The organism is Sediminibacterium roseum, assembly GCF_009939005.1.
GTDB lineage: Bacteria > Bacteroidota > Bacteroidia > Chitinophagales > Chitinophagaceae > Sediminibacterium > Sediminibacterium roseum.
This window is the reverse complement of sequence record NZ_JAACJS010000015.1, coordinates 45,475-64,839: the sequence shown is the minus strand read 5'-3', so window position 1 is coordinate 64,839 and position 19,365 is coordinate 45,475. Positions and strand designations below refer to the sequence as shown.

Below are 19,365 nucleotides of genomic sequence, written 5' to 3'. Positions count from 1 at the left end.
AATTGCAATATTAGATACATCCATTCACAAAACTGCCCGATTATGTTACAACAGTCACAACTCCAGAAACAGTCACTGAAGATCTTGCCGCAGCAAATTCAGATGTTGGGCATTTACCATTTGAATACCATTCAACTTGAACAGCGGATCAAAGACGAGCTTGATGAGAACCCTTTACTTGAATTGAACACCGACGACGAAAGTATTGATGCGCAGACCGATAAGGATCAGCCCAAGGATTACCAGGATTACGAAGAATACCAATACGACGATATTCCCGATTACCGCCTGGAAGCGGAGAGCTTCATTCACACCAATAACCTGAACCTCCCGATAAAAGATACGATCGATTTCAGGACGAATATCAAACAACAACTCATCAACCTCAACCTGTCGGAAAAAGAACTGACGATTGCTGAGTACATTGTTGACTGCATCGAAGACAATGGTTTCCTGGAAAGAAGCTTACAGGAGATCGCAGACGATATTTCCTTTTCACAAAAGATGTTTGTGGAAGAATCCGAAATCGAAAAACTGCTGGTACAGATCCAGGAGTTTGAACCTTTTGGCGTGGGATGCAGGAACATCCGCGAATTTTTCCTGAAACAACTCAACAACCAGAAAAAATGCCCCATCGTTAAAAAAGCGATCCAGCTGGTTGACAAATATTACAACGAACTGCAGAAAAGAAATTTTGAAAAGATTTATGCAGGGCTGGGAATCGACGATGAAGAATTGTCCATCCTTTTCAAACACATCAGCAGCCTGCAACTGAAACCCGTTAACGGAGCCATTGAAGGGCAATTGGTGAAAGAAACCATCATCCCCGATTTTATTTTGACAGTAGAAGGAGAGACGCTGATGGTGGATCTTTACAAGCAAAAGTCGAACCTGCTTTACATCAACCAATCGCTTATGCAAACGGTTGAAAAGAAAGAGGGCAGAACGGCAGATGAGAAAGCGGCGATGCAGAGCTTTAAGAACAAACTCACATCGGCGATGTGGTTCATCAATGCCATCAAACAAAGGGAAGACAACATGCTGCGCATCATTCGCGCGATCGTGAAAAGGCAGAAAGAATATTTCCTGACCGGCGATGCGGCTTATATGCGCCCGATGATCCTGAAAAACATTGCGGATGAGGTGGGACTGGATATTTCAACCATCTCCCGTGTAACCTGTAACAAATACATCGATACGCCATTCGGCTATGTATTGCTGAAAAACCTCTTTACACAAAGTATCGTTAGCGAAGATGGCTTGTCTGTGAGCAACCGCGTGGTTCAGATCAAATTAAAAGCGATCATTGATGCGGAAGACAAAGACATGCCGTACAACGACCAGCAACTGGTAGCGCTTTTGGAAGAGGCCGGAATTAAAATCGCCCGCAGAACAGTGGCTAAATACAGGGAACTCCTGAACATCCCTGTAGGAGATATGAGGCGGATCTGGGCAAAAGCAATTTAAAAGGTACCTGAAAATTTGAACTTCGGTTCGTACCTCGTACTTCCTGTAATTCGTACTTTGCAATAACTTTAGAATTAGCCACCCGAATAAACCCATTATGAATAAAATTCTGATTATCGACGATGACCTGGATATGTGCCGTTTGCTTGACCGTTTTTTGACACGTAACAATTTCGACGTAAAGTTTGCCCATACAGGGAAAAAAGCGCTCGAGGAACTGGAAAAAAACACGCCTGATGTGATCCTGTGCGATTTCCGCCTGGAGGATACCGATGGCAAGGACCTGTTGATACAGATCAAAGAAAGAACGCCACAGGTGCCGGTGATCATCATAACAGGATACAGCGATATCAAGGTGGCCGTTGAGGTGATCAAGCACGGTGCCTACGACTACATCACCAAACCGCTTTTCCCTGAGGAGATCCTGGTTACCATCAAGAAAGCCATCAGCCTCTCGCAGGAGCCTGGGGCCCAGCACAATGGCATTGCCCAGCCTGTTAAGGAAAGCAAGTCTGAGGGCAAGCCATCTGCAGAAAAGAAAGTAAAACCAACCGGTAAATACATTTTCAGCGACAGCAACGAGTTCAGGCCCATTCTCAAACAGATGGACCTTGTTGCGCCCACCAATTACAGCGTGATCATTTACGGCGAGAGCGGGAGCGGAAAAGAGGCCATTGCCCAGGAGATCCATTCACGCAGCAAAAGAAAATCAGCGCCGTTCATCGCCATCGATTGCGGTGCGTTGTCGAAAGAACTGGCCGGCAGTGAATTGTTCGGCCACGAGAAAGGCTCCTTTACAGGCGCGCTCAACCAGAAGCTGGGCAACCTCGAACTTGCCAACGGCGGTACCGTTTTCCTTGATGAGATCGCCAACCTGCCCTACGATGTACAGGTTTCCCTGCTGCGCGTGGTACAGGAAAGAAAAATGAGAAGGTTGGGTGGCAGCAAAGACATCGACCTCGACATACGTATCATCGTAGCCAGTAATGAAAAGTTGTGGGATGAATCGAAACGCGGGCGTTTCCGCGAGGACCTGTACCACCGTTTCAACGAATTCAGCATCAATGTTCCGCCATTGCGCGAGCGAAGAAGCGATATCCTGATGTTTGCGCATTTCTTCCTCGACCAGACCAACAACGACCTCGATAAGAACGTAAAAGGGTTTAAACCGGAAGTGGAAAACATCTTCCGCTCTTACTACTGGCCGGGTAACCTGCGCGAGTTGAAAAACGTGGTAAAACGTTCGGCGTTGCTGGCAGACAATGAATGGATAGACGTAACCGTGCTCCCGTTTGAGCTGGTTAACCACAACAAACTAGCCTTCGACACCGTATACCGTGAGCCGGAAACCGACAGGAGGCCCGCGGCTACCGCTGAACGTTCGACAGATGATTATACAACCACTTCGTCTTATGCTTCGCCAACAGCATCATCGGCAGAAACAGAAGACAAGACCATAGAAGTAAAACACAAAGCGGTAGAAGTAAGCTCGCATGCGTTGAAAGCAGTGAGCATAGATGCGGAATACGAGATGATTGTACAGGCCCTTAAGAAAGCGAATTACAACAAAAGCAAAGCGGCTAAGCTCTTGAATGTAGACAGGAAAACGCTCTACAACAAAATGAAACAATACAACGAATTCAACGAGCATTAGACCCCTGACAAACATGCTGGAATCATTCTTATCAGACTTCGCCTTTATAAAAGAAACCCTGGATAAAGGAGGGAACCCTGATTTTTTGGGGAAGCATTTTTCTTTTTATTCCACTGAGCCGGTCCTGTTCTACAACCTGGAAACCGACCGGATCATTTACATGAACGAACGGTTTGAAGATGAGTTCCAGTATACTGTTGAGGACCTTGCAAAGAACAACTACAGCATCTTTCCCTTGCTGCATTCCGACGATCACCAGCCTTTCCGTGAAAAAATACTCGAGTGTTTAAAGAACAACGACGGCAATGTATCGGGGTGTGAGTATCGTTTGCAGTCGAAACAGGGCAAACATAATTTTTACCGTGTAAAGCTGCGCAAGTTGTATGGATCGTATTACTCTGTTCACCTGGAAAACATTAGCCAGCTGAAAGAGCACGATCGTTTGCTGGAACAGAAAATAGAGGAACTCAATAAATCAAACCAGGAGCTGGAAGAATTTGCGTACGTGGCATCACACGACATGCAGGAACCTTTGCGTAAGATCTCCACTTTTGGCCAACGCCTCAAAACACAGTTTGGGAATGTGCTGAATGAAGATGGATCCATGTATCTCTCCCGCATGATGAATGCTTCGGAGAACATGCGCAACCTGATCGACAACCTGCTCGAGTTCTCACGCGTGAGCCGCAACAAACAGGCATTTGAGAAGGTTGACCTTTCAGAACTGCTGAAGGCCACGATCGACGACCTGGATCTTAAGATCGATGAAACCGGCGCCGTTGTTGAGGTTGATGAACTACCCGCGATAGAAGCGATACCGAGCCAGATGCGCCAGTTGTTTTTCAACCTGCTGCACAATGCCATCAAGTTCAGGAAAAAAGATACTTCGCTTGTCATCAGGATTACCCAACACGTACTCTCAACACAGGAAAAATCAAATTACCAGTTGCCAAGGGCACAGGAATATTTTTTAATAAAGATCGCCGACAACGGCATCGGGTTTGAGCAGCAATATGCCGAACGTATTTTCCAGCTTTTTCAAAGGCTCGAAGGTAAATCCGAATACCCCGGCACCGGTATCGGCCTGAGCATCTGCCGTAAAATCGTTGTCAACCACAAAGGACTCATTTTTGCAGAAAGCGAACCCGGAAAAGGAACCGCTTTTTCTGTTATCTTACCAAAAGAACAATAGCCCAGCTTATGCCTACCAATCAGCAGTTACTGCGGATACTCGTTGTTGAAGACGATGAAGATGATTTTTTGCTGATCAATGATTACATAAAACACCTGCGCGCCTGGAAATGCGAGGTAAAGTGGATCTCCCGCTACGAAGAGGCCATTACCGAGCTAACCACGCACTCATACACGATCTGCTTTTCCGATTACAGGCTGGGTGCGAAAAATGGTATCGATCTGATCAAGGATATACAAGACAGGAACTGCAATACCCCCGTCATCCTTTTAACGGGTAAAGGGAACTACGAAATCGATATAGAGGCCACCAAGGCTGGTGCGTTTGATTACCTCATCAAGGCAGATCTCGACGAAGACAAACTCGAGCGCACGATCCGTTACACGCTCGAGCGGATCAGCAACCTGCAAAAGATCAAGGACAGCGAAAGAAAGTACAGGAACATCTTCGAGAAATCGAAGGATATTGTATTTATCGCCGACATAGACACCTCACTGCGCACGGTAAACTACGCAGTAACCGATATCCTCGAGGTTCCGGTGGAAGCATGCGTTGGCAGAAAGATCACTGATTTTTTCAACGCGCAGACGCAGGTAGACGTATTCATGCAAACGCTGCTCGAAGATGGTGAAGTGGAGAATTACGAAGTGGAACTGGTTACCGCAGACAAAACCGTCAAGACCTGTCTTGTAACGGCATCGATCGAGGTTGACAGTGAGAACCTGAACTATATCCAGGGCATCATCCACGACATTACCAGCCTCAAAAAAGCGGAGCTGGCGAGCCTGCAGGCAGAAAAGCTTGCGGCAACCAGCAGGTTCATCAGAACGATGGCGCACGAGGTAAGGAACCCGCTGAACAACATCAATCTTTCTGTGGAGAACCTGGTTCAGCAGATCAGCAATGAAGACGACCGGCTATACCTCGAGATCATCCAGCGAAATGCAAAACGCATCAACGACCTGATCACAGAATTGCTGCAAAGTTCAAGGCCGGCAGACATGGCACTGCAGCCGATCTCTTTGTTGGAAATGATCAACGACGTGATCAGCGCTGTGCAGGACAGGGCAACCCTCCGCAAAATAACCATCCGTTTCAACCCGCCGAAAGAAGATTGCATGATCAGGGCCGACAAGCCCAAACTGGAGATGGCGTTGCTGAACATCGTGATCAACGCCATAGAAGCTGTTGCAGATGAAACCGGCGTAATCGATATCAACATCCATCCAAAAGCAAATGCAACGGTACTGACCATCAGCGACAACGGCTGTGGAATGAATCCCGAAACAAAGGCCCGTTTGTTCGAGCCCTATTTCACTTCCAAAAGAAATGGGTTGGGATTGGGCCTTGCGTCCACGCTCACCATACTCAATGCCCACAATGCAGGCATTGAAGTGAATTCGCAGCTTGGCGCGGGTACAACATTCGAACTCACATTTAAAGGGTAAGGTTCCTCCACCTCCAGGGGAACAGGTTCATAAAAAAGAGGCGATCCATTGGATCGCCTCTTGTGATACTTATTGTTTGGGAAACTAAAGACCGATTCCCACGTAAAATGTAAATCCGCTGTTCTTCGCATTCTGCAGAAAGTTTGAAGTAGCGCCCGGTTTACCAACTTCCTGGAAGCCTTTTGTGTAACGTGCCCCTAAAGTTGCACCGCCGATGTCAAACCCAAGACCGCCAAACAGACCCCAGTCAGTAGAATGGAAGTTGTCGGTGTTCAGTTGGGTTACGCCATTAACGGTTCCGTTTGCATCAACGTCTTTTACTTTTGCTGATAACAGGAACGCAACATAAGGCCCTGCATGAATGTTGAAGTTGGGCGCGATGTTGACCACCGCCGCTACCGGTACTTCGAGATAATCCAGATTAAACCTGTATTTGCCACTTCCGAGTACGCTGTTGTAAGTGGTCTGTGATCCCTTCATTGAATAAGTGATCTCCGGTTGAACTGCAAAACCGGTTGCAACGGGAAGCTTCGCATAAAGTCCAACGTTCGCGCCTACTTTCATGTTCTGGTCGGTAACGTTGTCTACGTACAGGTTGTTTAAATTGATACCGCCCTTGATACCGAATGTAGGATTGCGTCTTGATACTTCCTGTGCTGATGACGGATTGCTCACCACGAATAAAGCCATGGTTAAAACTGCCAGTGAAATGGCTCTGATTGGATTTTTCATAAATGGATTTTAGTGAATAATAACTGTCTGATGTAAAATTCTCGTCGATAAGTGTACACGTATTTATGCAAAATGCCTGTCGTTCTGTGTTTCTGGATTGTAATAAAAATCTTCTGCCGGAACAAAGATCTCGCTAACTGCTTTTTTCAGTTTTGAGAACCATGATTTTTTAACATCGGCTTCTTTTTCGTAATAGTTCACGTTGGCCATCTTCACGCTCAGCAAAAGTTTGTCGCTGAGCACACCGTTGCTGATCTCATTGTCGATCTCCGCGCATGCAAGCTCCTCGGGATCGATCACGATCCTCGCGATTCCAAATACGTTCACGAAAAAGGGAACACCTTTCTTGTAAAAGTTCAGCGCAACGGGAAACTGGGTCTCAAATTCAGTAACCGCCTGAACGGGCCTGTTTACAAAAAACCAGATATAACCATTGTCATCGATCTTCAAAACCCTGATCACTGTTGGATTTAGGGTCAGCACACTATTGCTGTGACTGTGAAACACAGCGGTCTGTAACTCACTGATCTTTGAAGTGATAAAATCGAGTTGTGTAGGCGTATTCATAACGGTTGATTTGCTTGTATAAGTCCAAATTGCGTTCCATAAAGCCGTTTTATATCTAAATACCAGTTCTTGTGGAATTATATACACAGCGTCATTTTAACAATCGCTGAAAACCTGCTACAATGCGAAAATTCCTGTGGTATGTTTTTCGCACATAGGGAAGTATGAACAAATGGAAAAAATGGATCGGCAGAATACTTTTGGGCATTCTACTGCTTCTTCTCCTCTTGGTTCTATTGATTCACACGGCGCCTGTGAAGAATTTTTTTCGCGGAAAACTGGAGGCCTACCTGGTCAAAAAGACCCAATCTGAGATTCACATCGGCGCTATCAACTACCGTCTTCCCAAATGGGTGGAGCTCGACGGCGTATTTTTCAGGGATAAGAAGGGCGACACATTGCTCTACGGCAGCAAACTGCGTGTGGATGTGAACATGCTCAAACTGCTCAAAGGACAATACGAAGTGAGCCGCATCGAACTCGGTGGTATTACTGTAAACATTAAAAGAGCGGCAAACGATTCCATTTTCAACTACCAGTACCTTGTAGATGCATTTGCAAGCAAGGAAGCAAACCCGGCCCCCAAAAAAGAATCTACGTTTTCGATCCGGCTCGACCAACTCGATATTACAAAATCGGCGATCAGGTGGGATGACAAATATGGCGGAACCATTCTTACAACCAGGATCGGGGATCTGAAAGCAAACGTAGACAGCCTCGATATCTTCAAACAGAAATATGCGCTCAGCAAATTCACGGTTGCCGATATGTTCTTCGATCTGCAGCTGTTGACAACGGGCCGATCCAGCGAGGCCATTGCAGTAAGCGACTCCGCAAAAGAAAGCATCCTGCCATCCATCATGATCGGTAAGATGAATATTGCGCGGTCGCATTTTGCTTTTTACGGCCAGGCTTCCGGGCTGCGCACCGTTAACGACATCAACGAATTCAACCTGAACGGGCTCGCTGTTGCGGCGCCGCAGAAGATCTCGCTCGACAAGGCCGAGCTGAACAACTCATCGCTTTTACTGGATCGGAACATCATTGAAAAAGCGGTTGAAAAGATCAAACAGATAGACACCGTTACAAGCAGCCTTGCCGTGGTGGTGAAAGAACTGCGTTTGTCGAACAACAATATCGCATACAACAATCCATCCGCAAAAAAAATGGAACGGGGGTTTGATGCAAATCATGTAAACCTGCTTCGTTTCAATGCAGGGCTGACCAATATGGGTTATGGCGACAACACGATCAGGATCCATGTCGATTCACTATCCTTTAAAGAAAAAAGTGGTTTGGTACTGGATTCCCTGCATGGCGATTTCAGCATGGACGACTCTACGATACTCGCAAAAAACATGTTGTTGAAAACGCCTTTCTCGCGCATCAGCGGTGAGGCGTTGGTGTTTCCGGCAAGCATCGATGGGCAATACAGGGGCAACCAGCAGAACAGGTTGGTGATGGCCAACAATGTGATCGCCCGTAAAGACATCCAGTTGCTTGCGCCATCGATCATGGATAAATACAACCGGCAGTTACAAGGCGTTTCGTTCATTTATGTTACAGCAGATGTTACCGGCAACCCGAAAAAAGCGGTGATCAAAACGCTGGCACTGCATTCAGATAAGAACGACCTGATCCTAAACACAGCAGGAACGGTTTCCAATGCAATGTCGAAAGACGCATTGATGTACGACCTCTCGATCGCAAGGCTCACCGCAACAAAAAGTTTTCTCGAGCCGTTTGTAAATACAAAAGGAAAAAAGCTGGTGAATCTTCCTCCGGTGATGAATATTACGGGAAAACTGCGCGGAGATATGCGGCAGTTGACGAGTGACCTGCTGGTTACGAGCGCGTATGGACAGGCCTCTGTGAAAGGGCAATTGCGCAATTTTACCAATCCGGATAAGCTGGGCTATAACATGCGTCTCATCGCCAAAGATCTTGAAACAGGAAAATGGATCAACAAAGACTCCATGCTGGGAAAACTGAATGGAAATATTTATGTGAAAGGGTCCGGCATCGATTACAAGACCGCATCTGTCGAATCTAAGATCGACATCAACTCGTTCCGTTTTCAACAGCATTTGTATACGGGCATCAATTTCAACATCAACGGAACATCCGGCGCATACGATGTGAAGGGAAAGATATCCGATTCGCTGATCAGGATGAACATGGATGTGAAGACGGCCCTGAACCAGCAATACCCCTCTGCAACAGGGAAAGTAAATGTGGACAACGCAGATCTTTTTGCGCTGGGTTTTTACAAAGAGCCGTTCCGTTTCAGATCGATGATAGACCTGCAGGCGAAGGATCTTTCACCGCAAACATTGAACGCGATGGTTCGCCTCGACAGCACGATCGTTTACCAGGAAAAAAGAACCATAAGAGTTGACAGCATCATTGCCAAGGGCTCTATCGACAGCGGGCAGACATTACTCACTTTGTGGGCGCCATTTGCGGATGCAGCCGTTAAAGGCGATTACAGGTACAACGAGTTGCCGGGTATCCTGCAGAACTACATGGCGCGCTACTCGAAAACACCGGCTGTAACAGCGCCTGTGCAAGGCAACGCCAACTTTACAATGAATGCAAACCTGAAACCCGATCCGATCTATGCTATGTTGCTGCCGGGTTTGTTTTTTGATAAGAACATCCACGCAACCGCGAAACTTGATACGAAGCAGAAAGACAGCTCGCTTGTATTTTACCTGGCTGCCCCTGTGGTCGTGTATGAAAACAACCGCGTTTCAAACCTCAACATCCGTGCAACGGGTGTGAACGACTCGATCAAATATGCGATTGTATTGGATACGGCGCGCGCCTCATCTATTCAGTTGTTTTCGACTGCTGTTACCGGTGGACTGGGAAAAGGGAACCTGACGGCGAACATCGTTACAAACGATGCCAGGAAAAAGGAGAGATACGCGCTTTCCATAACCGCTATGCAGCAAAACAACGACTACAGGATCCGCCTGGGCAACCGGCTCAAACTGAATTATGCAGACTGGAACGTTGACAACAACAACATGATCACCTATGGGAAAGGAGGCGTCAACATAAGCCAGTTCAATATCCGTAAGGGAACGGAAAGCATTTCGATCAATAGCGCGAGCACCGCGCTCAATGCGCCGATCGATCTGAAAGTGGATCGTTTCTCGCTGCAGAATGTAATGGGACTGATGGACCGCGATTCCCTCGAGATCGCCGGCATGCTCAATGTGCAGGTAAGGGTAGATGGGCTTGATAAAACAGTTCCGCTCTTCAATGGCAACGTTAAAGTGGACAGCCTGGCATACCAGGGCATCCCGGTCGGCAACCTTGTTGTGAATGCCGCCAGCGACAACAACCAGGCCGTGACCTTTGACGGTAAACTCACCGGCAACAACAACAATGTTGACATAAAAGGGAATTACAACCAGGATAAAATAGATGCTACGGTTTTGCTTCAACCCATGGAGCTGAAAACGATTGAACCGTTTACACAGAAAAACCTTACACGATCTACGGGAAAAGTGTCTGGCAACGTAACCATCAGCGGCAATGTAAAAAGTCCTGAATGGAATGGAAACCTGACGTTTGATTCCGCATCTACAACGCTTGCAGAATATGGCACGGTGTTGAAGATCGACAACCAGCAGATCGTTTTCAAATACCCGGATGTCACGCTCAACAATTTTACGGTCAGGGATTCACTCAATCACCCGTTAACAGTGAACGGAAAAGTTACGCAGGGGAAATCAGGTTTTGTTACGGACCTCTCTGTGAAGACAAGGAACTTTACTGCACTCGACAACACACCTGTTGCCAACAACCAGATATACGGTAAGGCCATCGTTGATGTTGACGTAACGATCAACGGTCCGGTAACGGCGCCGGATATAACCGGCAATGTTGCGTTGAAGGAAAAATCGGCAGTAACATTTGTAAGACAACCAAAGATTGCCAGCGCCAAAGACAGGGAAGGAGTGATGGAATTTGTAGATATTGATACGGTGAAGAATTTTGTTTTCCGTCCTTCGGATACAACGACCGTTAGCCGCTCGCGGCAGGAAATGGCATCGCTCAACTACAACCTGAACATCGATATCAGTAAAGATGCGAAGTTCAGCATCGTTATCGATCCACTGACAAGGGACGAGTTGCAGGTGCAGGGGGCCGGACAGTTGAATGCGGCCGTGAACCCGAATGGTGATATTTCATTGACCGGCGCCTATAACCTTACCAAGGGAAGTTACCAGCTCAATTATAAATTCTTAAAGAGAAGATTTGAACTGCAGGAAGGAAGCACCATTGTGTTAAGCGGGGATCCGGCCAATGCAGAAGCAAACATCACAGCGGTGTACGAGATCGAGGCATCGCCATTCGATCTTTTGTCGAACGAGGTGAGTGACAATAGCAACCCGGCGATCTATCGCCAGAAAATACCTTTTGAGGTTGTATTGAAGATCAAGGGCCGTGCAATGGAGCCCGAGCTTACGTTTGATGTGCAGTTGAAAGAAGGAACAAAGGGCATCAATTCGGATATGTCTACCACCATCGACAACAAACTAACGCAAATGCGCTCCGATCCGTCTACGATGAACAAACAGGTATTTGCATTGCTCGTGATGGGACGCTTTATCGGCGAGCAGAGCAAAGACTTTTTCGGAACCAGCAGCAGCGACGGGTTGAAGGCCGACCAGGTGGTGAAACAGAGCGTGGGCCGTTTTCTTGCAGATGCAGTGAGCCAGGTAGCGGCAGACCTGATCAAGGGTGTTGAAGTGGATGTGGACCTGAAGACGGTTGACAATTACACAGACGCTACACAACGTACCGACCTGAACCTCGCATTATCAAAAAGATTCCTGAACGACCGGTTGAGTTTGACCGTCGGAAAAAATTTCACCGTAGAAGGAGAGGATCCTTTGGCGAAAGGACAGGACAATTCAAACATCTCGTTCCTGCCGGATATTACAACTACCTACAAGCTGTCTAAAGATGGCCGCTACATGGTAAAAGCGTACCAGAAGAGCGATTACGAAGCGATACTGGATGGCTATTTTATTGAAACAGGCGTGGCCTTTACCTTAAGCATGGATTACGACAAGTTCAAGGAGTTGTTCAGGAAGAGCAGGGATAGGAATGCGAAGGCAAACAGGAAGGCCGAGAAAGAGAGGGCGAAGCAGAAAGAGATAGAAGAAAGAAAAAAAGCAGAAGAAACCAATCCAAAAGACGCCGCGAAAAAAGAAAATGAAAAATAGGATAACCATATATCATTTCGTCCTTATTGCCGCCATATGCACGGCATTGTCGTGCAGCATTGGCAAACACCTGCCACCCGGAACACAACTGTACAAAGGTGCGAAGTACGAAATAGTAAAGGAGGAAGGGAACAAAACAAAAACAAAATCGATCAAAAAACAACTGAAAGCCATCACTTCTCCCGTTCCCAACAAGACTCTTTTCGGGTGGCCTTACCGGGTTGCCTTCTGGTATGCCGTTGGAGAACCGAAAAAGCAGAAAGGGTTTAAATACTGGCTGCGCAACAAGATAGGCGAACCGCCCGTACTCAGTACGCAACTGAATGTGGCTGCAAATTCTGCAAACTTCCAGGCATACCTGGAGAACAAGGGATATTTCAAAACAGGTGTGGGTGGCGATACAACCATCAAAGGCTATAAGGTAACCGCAAATTACAAAGTAGATCTTGGCATGCCCTACAACGTGAATGCATTCCAGTGGGTAATGGACAGTACATCCAGCATTGGAAAAGACATCGCAACCTTGTCACCCAAGGATAATTACATCAAGAAAGGCGAGCAGTACGATTTTGACAACATCAAAGCGGAAAGATCAAGAACGGATTTACACCTGAAATCAAAAGGATATTATTATTTCTCGCCGGATCACATCAAAGCCTGGGTAGACAGCTCCATCGGCAACCACCAGGTAAATATCTATTTCCGGCTGAAAGACGAGATCCCGGTTGCCGCCGTAAACCCGCAAACGATACGATCGATCACCCTGTTCCCCAATTACACATTGGTATCGCCGCCCCCGGATACATCGAAGGTGGGATTGAAGATGTACGACAGCATCTACATCCGTGATACAGTGAATAAGATCAAACCTTCGGCCCTGGTGCGTTCCGTAACCTACCGCCCGGGCAGTTTGTACAGCATGCGCCGGCAGAACAGGACGCTGAACCGTTTCATCAACATGGGAGTTTTCAAATTTGTGAAGAACAGGTATATCGGCGATCCCGATTCGTTGAACCCGCATTACCTGGACGTATATTATTATCTTACCCCGCTCAAGAAAAAATCGATACAGGCAGAGATCGGCACCTTCTCAAAAAGCAATTCGTTCACGGGTGCGCAGGCCAGTGTTACGTGGAGAAACCGGAACCTGTTCAAAGGGGCGGAGCAGTTGTATATCAGGACCTATGGTTCGTTTGAATCATCCAGCAATGATTCGCTGCGCGCAAACAACAATTTCAGCCTGGGTGCGGAGCTTTCTCTGATGTTCCCGCGTTTTGTAACGCCATTCAAAATCAATGAGAGCCATTATTTCCCGCCAAAGACCAAGTTCACATTGGGGTACGAATGGTTCCGCAGGCAGGGGCTGTATACCAAGAATTTCTTCCGCTTCCAGTATGATCTGACATGGAAAGAAAAAGTAAACAAAGAACACACGTTTTCACCGGTCAGCATTACCTACAATACAACATCAGCGTTCAGCCCCGAATACCAGGCGTTGGTGAACCAGGTGCCGATACTGGCGCAGAGTAATTTGCCGGAGATCATCATGGGATCTTTTTACAACTACACTTTTAACAGCGTAAATGCAAAAGCCAAAAACATTTTTTACTTCAAGGGAAACCTCGATGTTGCGGGTAACGCTGTTGGCTTGTTTAACAAGGCCGGTGCACCTTACACCAAAACATTGCTGAACGCCTACTATTCACAATACGCAAAAGTGGATGTTGACTTCCGCTACAACAGGCGGATCGATGAAAATACCTATTGGGCGAGCCGGGTGATCATCGGGCTCGGGTTCCCATACGGCAATTCATCATACCTGCCGTTCTCGAGGCAGTTTATCATCGGCGGCGCGAGCAGCATCCGTGGGTTCCAGCCAAGACAACTGGGGCCTGGGCGCGTTCGTGCAAACGAACTGCAGCAGTTGTATCTGCCGCAGGTGGGTGGCGATTACAAACTGGAGCTGAATACCGAACTGCGTTTCCCATTGATCTCGAAACTGCGTGGCGCCCTGTTTGCAGATGCGGGCAACATCTGGACAAGAGACACCGTACTGTATGGTAAAGACGCGCAGTTCACAAAGAATTTCATGAAAGACATAGCCATCAGTGCAGGCGTTGGCTTCCGTCTTGACCTGAGCATTTTATTGATCCGTCTCGATATTGCCGCGCCATTGCGCGAGCCTTATCTGCCAAGGGGAGAAGAATGGTCCATCAAGAACTTTAATTTGTTTAACCGGGATTGGCGAAGGGAGAAATTGGTATACAACATTGCGATCGGCTATCCTTTTTAATTGGTTTTATGCGGACAAAAAAAATTGTTTGGATCATCGTGGCCCTTGTGTTGGGTGCTGCTGTGTTCTGGTGGACAACCATCAAGAAAAAAGTAGTGCGTAACGCGGTAACCAACACGGTTCTGAAGAAAACGGACAGCCTCTACCGCATCACTTACGATACCTCCGAGGTGGATGAATTGAATGGCAACATCTACCTGCGCAATGTGCAGGTAAAAGTAGATTCCGCCCAGTGGGCGGTGCTGATAGAGAAAGACTCCATGCCGCCTGTTACCATTGCGGTAACGATTGATAAGATCACGATCCAGGGATTAAAAGAATTGAAATTGCTGAGCAACTCTTCGCTCGATGTATCCGATATCATTCTTGACAATCCTGTTTTCCGTCTCGACAAATGGGTAAGAAAGAAACCGTCTGACGAAAAATTAAACGATACGCTTGAGATCTACAAACGGCTGGTTGGTAATTTCGATTTTCTCCGCGCAAAGAACATACAGGTCATAAACGGCCACTTTTCTATGTTCGATCAATTGCGGAAAGAAGTTTTTTCTGCCAATGGCATCAATGTTGCGATTGAGGATTTCCTTGTTGACAGCACGCACAATTATAGGAACATCGTTTCCTACTTTATCAAACAAACCCGGGCAACGATCAATGGATTTGTTGGAACGGAACTGAAGACAGGTAAGGTCTTATACGATTCAAAACAGCATATTCTCCGTGTAGAAGACCTGGCAACGATCGATGATGCGCCAATGAAGTTTAAGGTGGTCGATATCGCCGGTTTGTCGACACAGGATTTTATTGAACGCGGCGACATCAACGCCAGGCGGATCCTTTTACAGCAACCGGAGATCATCATCAAACCCAAAACAAAGAAAAACAAGAAGCCCGCAACGATGTCATTCAATGGCTCGGTTGATTCACTTGTGGTCGAAAAAGGAAACCTTACGATCCATTCAGCAAAAGGAAAACCGGTTACCGTGCGGGATTTGTCGGTATTGGTGAAAAATGTAAAAGCAGATCACGGTGTTATCCCGTTTGAACAATATGCCAATGCATCGTCGCTTGCATTTTCTGTTGGATCGGTACGTATCCCGATGGGGCTTCATATGATGAATCTGGACAGGATCAGTTACCCGGTGAACGGGGACAGGCTCACTGTTGCCAGGATGCAGATGAACCCAACGATCACAAGACAGCAGTTGAAGGATCGGATCGGGCGGCAGACAGATATGTACACGATCACAGCCAATGCAATAGTGCTCGACCGTTTTGATTTTAAAAAATTACTGAAGCAGGACGCCATCGATATCCAGAAAGCCACGATGCAATTAAAACTGCAGGTTTTCGACGATAAAACGCTGCCGGTTGACTCCGTAAAAAAAGGACGCGGTCGTTTCCCTTACGAGGCGATCATGCTGTCGAAAAAACCGATCAACATACGGGCCATCGAAATCAGAAACTCAACCATCGCATACGAGTCGCAGGCCGCAAAGACCGATCTGAACGGTGTTATCTTTTTCACGGATGTGAATGGTACGGTGTCCAACATCACCAATGTGCCGTCGTTGCTCAAGCAGGATAATGTGATGAAGATAGAGGCGAATGCGAAAGTGATGGGCAGTGGCCGCCTTCAATCGCACTGGGCCATACCGCTGAATTCACCCAACGTAGAGTTCCGTGTTACCGGCGATGTTGCGCCGTTCCCGATGGTAGCAATGAGCAAACCATTTGAGAATTTAAGCCTTACCAAAATAAAATCCGGTACGGTAGACCGCTTCAGCTTTGAGATCAATGCCAACCGCCAGGGAAGCAAGGGCACCCTGCTGCTTAACTACCATGACCTGAAAGTAGAAATGCTCCGTAAGTACGGGGAGGACTCGCTCGAGAAAAAAGGATTCCTCAGTTTCATCGCCAACGCAGACATCCGGAACAAATACCAATCAGACAAAGGAAAGGAATTCACCTATAAACGCGACAGGTACAAATCTATGTTCAACCTGTTATGGAAATCTATTTTTGAAGGAGGAAAGAAGACGATACTGATAATACATTAAAAATTAGGAATTAGGAATTAGTAATTATAGAGTGGTAATTTTTTATAAATTATTAATTTCTAATTACTAATTCCTAATTCTTAATATTAAGTTCCTTGCTTTCTGTTTTAATAATATAGACCGCCTGCTCATCGGGCGTAATGCCGGAGCCAACTTCGCGGCTGTGGATCTTGGTGTATTCGGCGCCAAAATACAGGATGATGGAGGTGTAATAGACCCATAAAAGGATCACGACAATAGAAGCCGCGGTGCCGTAGGTAACGCCGAGTTTTGAATTGCCTATATAGAACCCGATCAGGAATTTGCCGATGATAAAAAGTATTGCAGTGAAGGAGGCGCCGACAGACGCGTCCTTCCACCTGATCTTCGCATCGGGAAGTACTTTGAACATAACGGTAAAGAGGCCGGCAATAACCGCGAATATGAATACGAGGTTCAATCCATAAAGCAGATCTACGGAAGTATTGTCGAACATTTGTTTCAGACGGCCGTAGAATACATCCATCAGCGAATTCAGCAGGAGGGAGACGAGCAAAATAAACCCTATGCTTACCACGAGTGAGAAAGAGATCAGTCGGTTGATCACGAGCTTTAATAATCCTTTTTTGGGTTTCGCTTTGATGCCCCACATAAAATTGATCGATCCCTGGATCTCTGTAAAAACGCCCGTTGCAGTGATGATCAGAACAACACCGCCAATGATGCTTCCCCAAAGGCTTTGGTCTTTAAGCTCAACGTTTGCAATGATGGTCTGTACCTGTTTTGCAGCGTCGGGGCCAATGAGGTCTTTGATCTGGCCGTATACGTTACCGCGTACCGCTTCAATGCCGAACACGCTGCCGGCAAGAGAAATGATGATCACAAGAAAAGGTGCAATGGCAAATATGGTAGAGTAGGCGAGTGAAGCGGCCAGTTTCATTCCATCATCATCGCTGAAAGAAATGGCGGAGCGCTTCAAAATACCAAAGAATCTTCCGATCTTTTTCATATTCTGATTATTCCAATTCCCATTCCATCCAGGCGCGCAAACGCCTGTAGAAAAATTTGCCCGCCAGAAAAAGGCCCGCCGTATTCAACAGGTATGGCACAGAGTTTTAACCATTATCTTAAATTAATTACTATGCGCAGTATCCTCTATTTATTCGCAGTGATCCTTATTATTGGCTGGCTGATCGGCGTATTCGCCTATAGCGTAAGCGGTATCATTCACGTGTTACTCGTATTGGCCATCATATCTCTATTGCTTGGTTTGATCAGGCGATCATGACGCTTTGTTTATTGTTGCGTGTATCATTATTAAACGATAATACAATTCCTCCATATATAGGTTTCGGTAAGCCGCACTTTGGTGCGGCTTTTTTTAATTGTAGGGAAGCAATGACGAATGCGCCATCAATCGCATCATCCGCAATAAAAAACCGCAGGCACTATAATCCCGAAAGATCATAGCGCACTGCGGCCCACGTAAATGAAATGTAATAAAGCTGATGTTGCTTCCACGGCTCTAAAGCCAACGGTTCATAGCAAACGCTGAGAGCCGTTAGTTACTTTTTCTCCCCGATCTTCTTCTGTATTCTCTCAACATCGAGCATAAAACCGGTTTTGTCAGGATCGGCCCCGGCGCCATAAGCGTCAACCAGGGTTCCTTTGGTTTTGTCTTTTGTTTCGATGGCATAAAGGATCGAGTTATCGCCGGGATCCGACTGGCCCTCAAAACGGAAAAAATTATTGATCGTTACATCTTCCGGTGTATACTGTTTACCGGTGGTCAGCGATTTCAAAAGATTATCTGATACAGTGAATTCTTCTTTATAACCGTCTGCATTCAGTTTTTTCAGAACCTCGGTCATTGTTTTCAGGTCCGGTGCGGTTGGGGCGTGCATGGTAGTAGTATTTAGGTGGTGGATATAGTTTAAATAAGACTGGTGCTTGCGCACCAGTCCGTGTATTACCGGGTGAGATAAACTCTTTGATGTGGATCGGTTTCCTTATGTTATATTCTTATGGCAAATAAAAAGTCTAATTTCAGGTGTGATCCCATCGACCAACGGTAACTATTTTGATATCGTTGCTACAAACTATGCAGTCTGCAGGTCGCGGTATTTTTTGATCATATCGTGTGATTCTTTCAAAGACGCTTTCTGGCTCATGATCACCTGTCTTGATTCCGCGTCGATCTCTGCATCGGAGCTTAATGCTTCCTTGTATGCTTTTTGTGCGGCATCTTCTCCAAACTCACATGAGCTCAATATGGTTTTCCTGTCGCTGCCGCTGAATGCTGCTTTCACATCCATCCAGGCGCGGTAGATCTTGCCGGGAACAGTTGTATCGGTTGATACTTCCCCGCCTTTTCTAAGAATGAGTTCACTCAGTTCTTTTACATATTCCTGGCTATCGTTCGCCATTTTGCGGAACATACCTTTGAGGTCTATGTCTTCATCGTTGATCTCATCTATGGCTTTTTCGTAGCCCGTAATGCGGTCGTTGTTGATCTTCACAAGGTCATTCAGTACCTCGATCAATGATTCGTTCGTTTGCATAATTTTCAGTTTGATACAAGCAATTAATTAAAATAGTATGCCAACGGGCCGCGGATGGATTGTAGAAAACGCTACCCAAATGGCCCCGGGCCTGCTCGTGCCAGGCATTAAAAGCCTTTCACCCGGCGGAAATGACAGAACCCCAGCCAGACCTGTACAACTTTGG

Annotated in this window: 13 protein-coding genes; 8 read left to right on the top strand and 5 right to left on the bottom strand. The window is 46.6% G+C overall.

The window, feature by feature from the left end; translation table 11 throughout:
* The first annotated feature begins 42 nt into the window (after positions 1-42).
* The 4 genes from rpoN to GWC95_RS11385 all read left to right on the top strand — a co-directional run bounded on the left by rpoN (position 43) and on the right by GWC95_RS11385 (position 5,761).
* Complete coding sequence (gene rpoN, locus GWC95_RS11400; protein WP_161818854.1) at positions 43-1,467, top strand: RNA polymerase factor sigma-54; 1,425 nt, start codon at positions 43-45, stop codon at positions 1,465-1,467.
* Between the two features lie 97 nt (positions 1,468-1,564).
* Complete coding sequence (locus GWC95_RS11395; protein WP_161818853.1) at positions 1,565-3,121, top strand: sigma-54-dependent transcriptional regulator; 1,557 nt, start codon at positions 1,565-1,567, stop codon at positions 3,119-3,121.
* Between the two features lie 13 nt (positions 3,122-3,134).
* The gene (locus tag GWC95_RS11390) at positions 3,135-4,313 is read left to right on the top strand and encodes a PAS domain-containing sensor histidine kinase (protein WP_161818852.1); all 1,179 of its coding nucleotides are present in this window, start codon (positions 3,135-3,137) and stop codon (positions 4,311-4,313) included.
* Between the two features lie 8 nt (positions 4,314-4,321).
* Positions 4,322-5,761, top strand: coding sequence for a hybrid sensor histidine kinase/response regulator (locus GWC95_RS11385; protein ID WP_161818851.1), 1,440 nt, complete (start codon positions 4,322-4,324; stop codon positions 5,759-5,761).
* An 84-nt stretch (positions 5,762-5,845) separates the two neighbouring features.
* Here the strand turns inward: GWC95_RS11385 and GWC95_RS11380 are convergent, their stop codons facing one another.
* On the bottom strand, positions 5,846-6,493 hold the full coding sequence (locus GWC95_RS11380; protein WP_161818850.1) for a porin family protein: 648 nt from the start codon (positions 6,491-6,493) through the stop codon (positions 5,846-5,848).
* Positions 6,494-6,556: 63 nt separating this feature from the next.
* On the bottom strand, positions 6,557-7,060 hold the full coding sequence (locus GWC95_RS11375; RefSeq protein ID WP_161818849.1) for a hypothetical protein: 504 nt from the start codon (positions 7,058-7,060) through the stop codon (positions 6,557-6,559).
* 254 nt (positions 7,061-7,314) lie between these two features.
* On the opposite strand from GWC95_RS11375, the gene GWC95_RS19985 reads away from it, so the two are divergent.
* Genes GWC95_RS19985 through GWC95_RS11360 form a run of 3 tightly spaced genes read left to right on the top strand, consistent with a single transcriptional unit; the run spans position 7,315 to position 16,659 of the window.
* Positions 7,315-12,306, top strand: a complete 4,992-nt coding sequence (locus GWC95_RS19985) for a translocation/assembly module TamB domain-containing protein (protein ID WP_161818848.1) — start codon at positions 7,315-7,317, stop codon at positions 12,304-12,306.
* Complete coding sequence (gene tamL, locus GWC95_RS11365; protein WP_161818847.1) at positions 12,296-14,599, top strand: translocation and assembly module lipoprotein TamL; 2,304 nt, start codon at positions 12,296-12,298, stop codon at positions 14,597-14,599. Before GWC95_RS19985 ends, tamL begins: the two co-directional genes overlap by 11 nt.
* Positions 14,600-14,607: 8 nt before the next feature.
* On the top strand, positions 14,608-16,659 hold the full coding sequence (locus tag GWC95_RS11360; protein WP_161818846.1) for a DUF748 domain-containing protein: 2,052 nt from the start codon (positions 14,608-14,610) through the stop codon (positions 16,657-16,659).
* 73 nt (positions 16,660-16,732) lie between these two features.
* On the opposite strand, the gene GWC95_RS11355 is transcribed toward GWC95_RS11360, so the two are convergent.
* Positions 16,733-17,647 carry a YihY/virulence factor BrkB family protein gene (locus GWC95_RS11355; protein ID WP_161818845.1) on the bottom strand — a complete coding sequence of 305 codons (915 nt, stop codon included), beginning with the start codon at positions 17,645-17,647 and terminating at the stop codon, positions 16,733-16,735.
* Positions 17,648-17,779: 132 nt separating this feature from the next.
* Between GWC95_RS11355 and GWC95_RS11350 the strand changes: the two genes are divergently transcribed.
* The gene (locus GWC95_RS11350) at positions 17,780-17,926 is read left to right on the top strand and encodes a lmo0937 family membrane protein (RefSeq protein ID WP_161818844.1); all 147 of its coding nucleotides are present in this window, start codon (positions 17,780-17,782) and stop codon (positions 17,924-17,926) included.
* 277 nt (positions 17,927-18,203) lie between these two features.
* Here the strand turns inward: GWC95_RS11350 and GWC95_RS11345 are convergent, their stop codons facing one another.
* Both GWC95_RS11345 and GWC95_RS11340 read right to left on the bottom strand, forming a co-directional pair.
* Entirely contained in the window at positions 18,204-18,542 is a 339-nt protein-coding gene (locus tag GWC95_RS11345; protein ID WP_161818843.1) for a hypothetical protein, read from the bottom strand.
* A gap of 195 nt (positions 18,543-18,737) precedes the next feature.
* Complete coding sequence (locus GWC95_RS11340; RefSeq protein WP_161818842.1) at positions 18,738-19,199, bottom strand: ferritin-like domain-containing protein; 462 nt, start codon at positions 19,197-19,199, stop codon at positions 18,738-18,740.
* Positions 19,200-19,365 lie beyond the last annotated feature (166 nt).

Coding starts and splice junctions, on each gene's coding strand:
- rpoN (WP_161818854.1), top strand. CDS start 43: ATGTTACAACAGTCACAACTCCAGAAACAGTCACTGAAGATCTTGCCG.
- GWC95_RS11395 (WP_161818853.1), top strand. CDS start 1,565: ATGAATAAAATTCTGATTATCGACGATGACCTGGATATGTGCCGTTTG.
- GWC95_RS11390 (WP_161818852.1), top strand. CDS start 3,135: ATGCTGGAATCATTCTTATCAGACTTCGCCTTTATAAAAGAAACCCTG.
- GWC95_RS11385 (WP_161818851.1), top strand. CDS start 4,322: ATGCCTACCAATCAGCAGTTACTGCGGATACTCGTTGTTGAAGACGAT.
- GWC95_RS11380 (WP_161818850.1), bottom strand. CDS start 6,493: ATGAAAAATCCAATCAGAGCCATTTCACTGGCAGTTTTAACCATGGCT.
- GWC95_RS11375 (WP_161818849.1), bottom strand. CDS start 7,060: ATGAATACGCCTACACAACTCGATTTTATCACTTCAAAGATCAGTGAG.
- tamL (WP_161818847.1), top strand. CDS start 12,296: ATGAAAAATAGGATAACCATATATCATTTCGTCCTTATTGCCGCCATA.
- GWC95_RS11360 (WP_161818846.1), top strand. CDS start 14,608: ATGCGGACAAAAAAAATTGTTTGGATCATCGTGGCCCTTGTGTTGGGT.
- GWC95_RS11355 (WP_161818845.1), bottom strand. CDS start 17,647: ATGAAAAAGATCGGAAGATTCTTTGGTATTTTGAAGCGCTCCGCCATT.
- GWC95_RS11350 (WP_161818844.1), top strand. CDS start 17,780: ATGCGCAGTATCCTCTATTTATTCGCAGTGATCCTTATTATTGGCTGG.
- GWC95_RS11345 (WP_161818843.1), bottom strand. CDS start 18,542: ATGCACGCCCCAACCGCACCGGACCTGAAAACAATGACCGAGGTTCTG.
- GWC95_RS11340 (WP_161818842.1), bottom strand. CDS start 19,199: ATGCAAACGAACGAATCATTGATCGAGGTACTGAATGACCTTGTGAAG.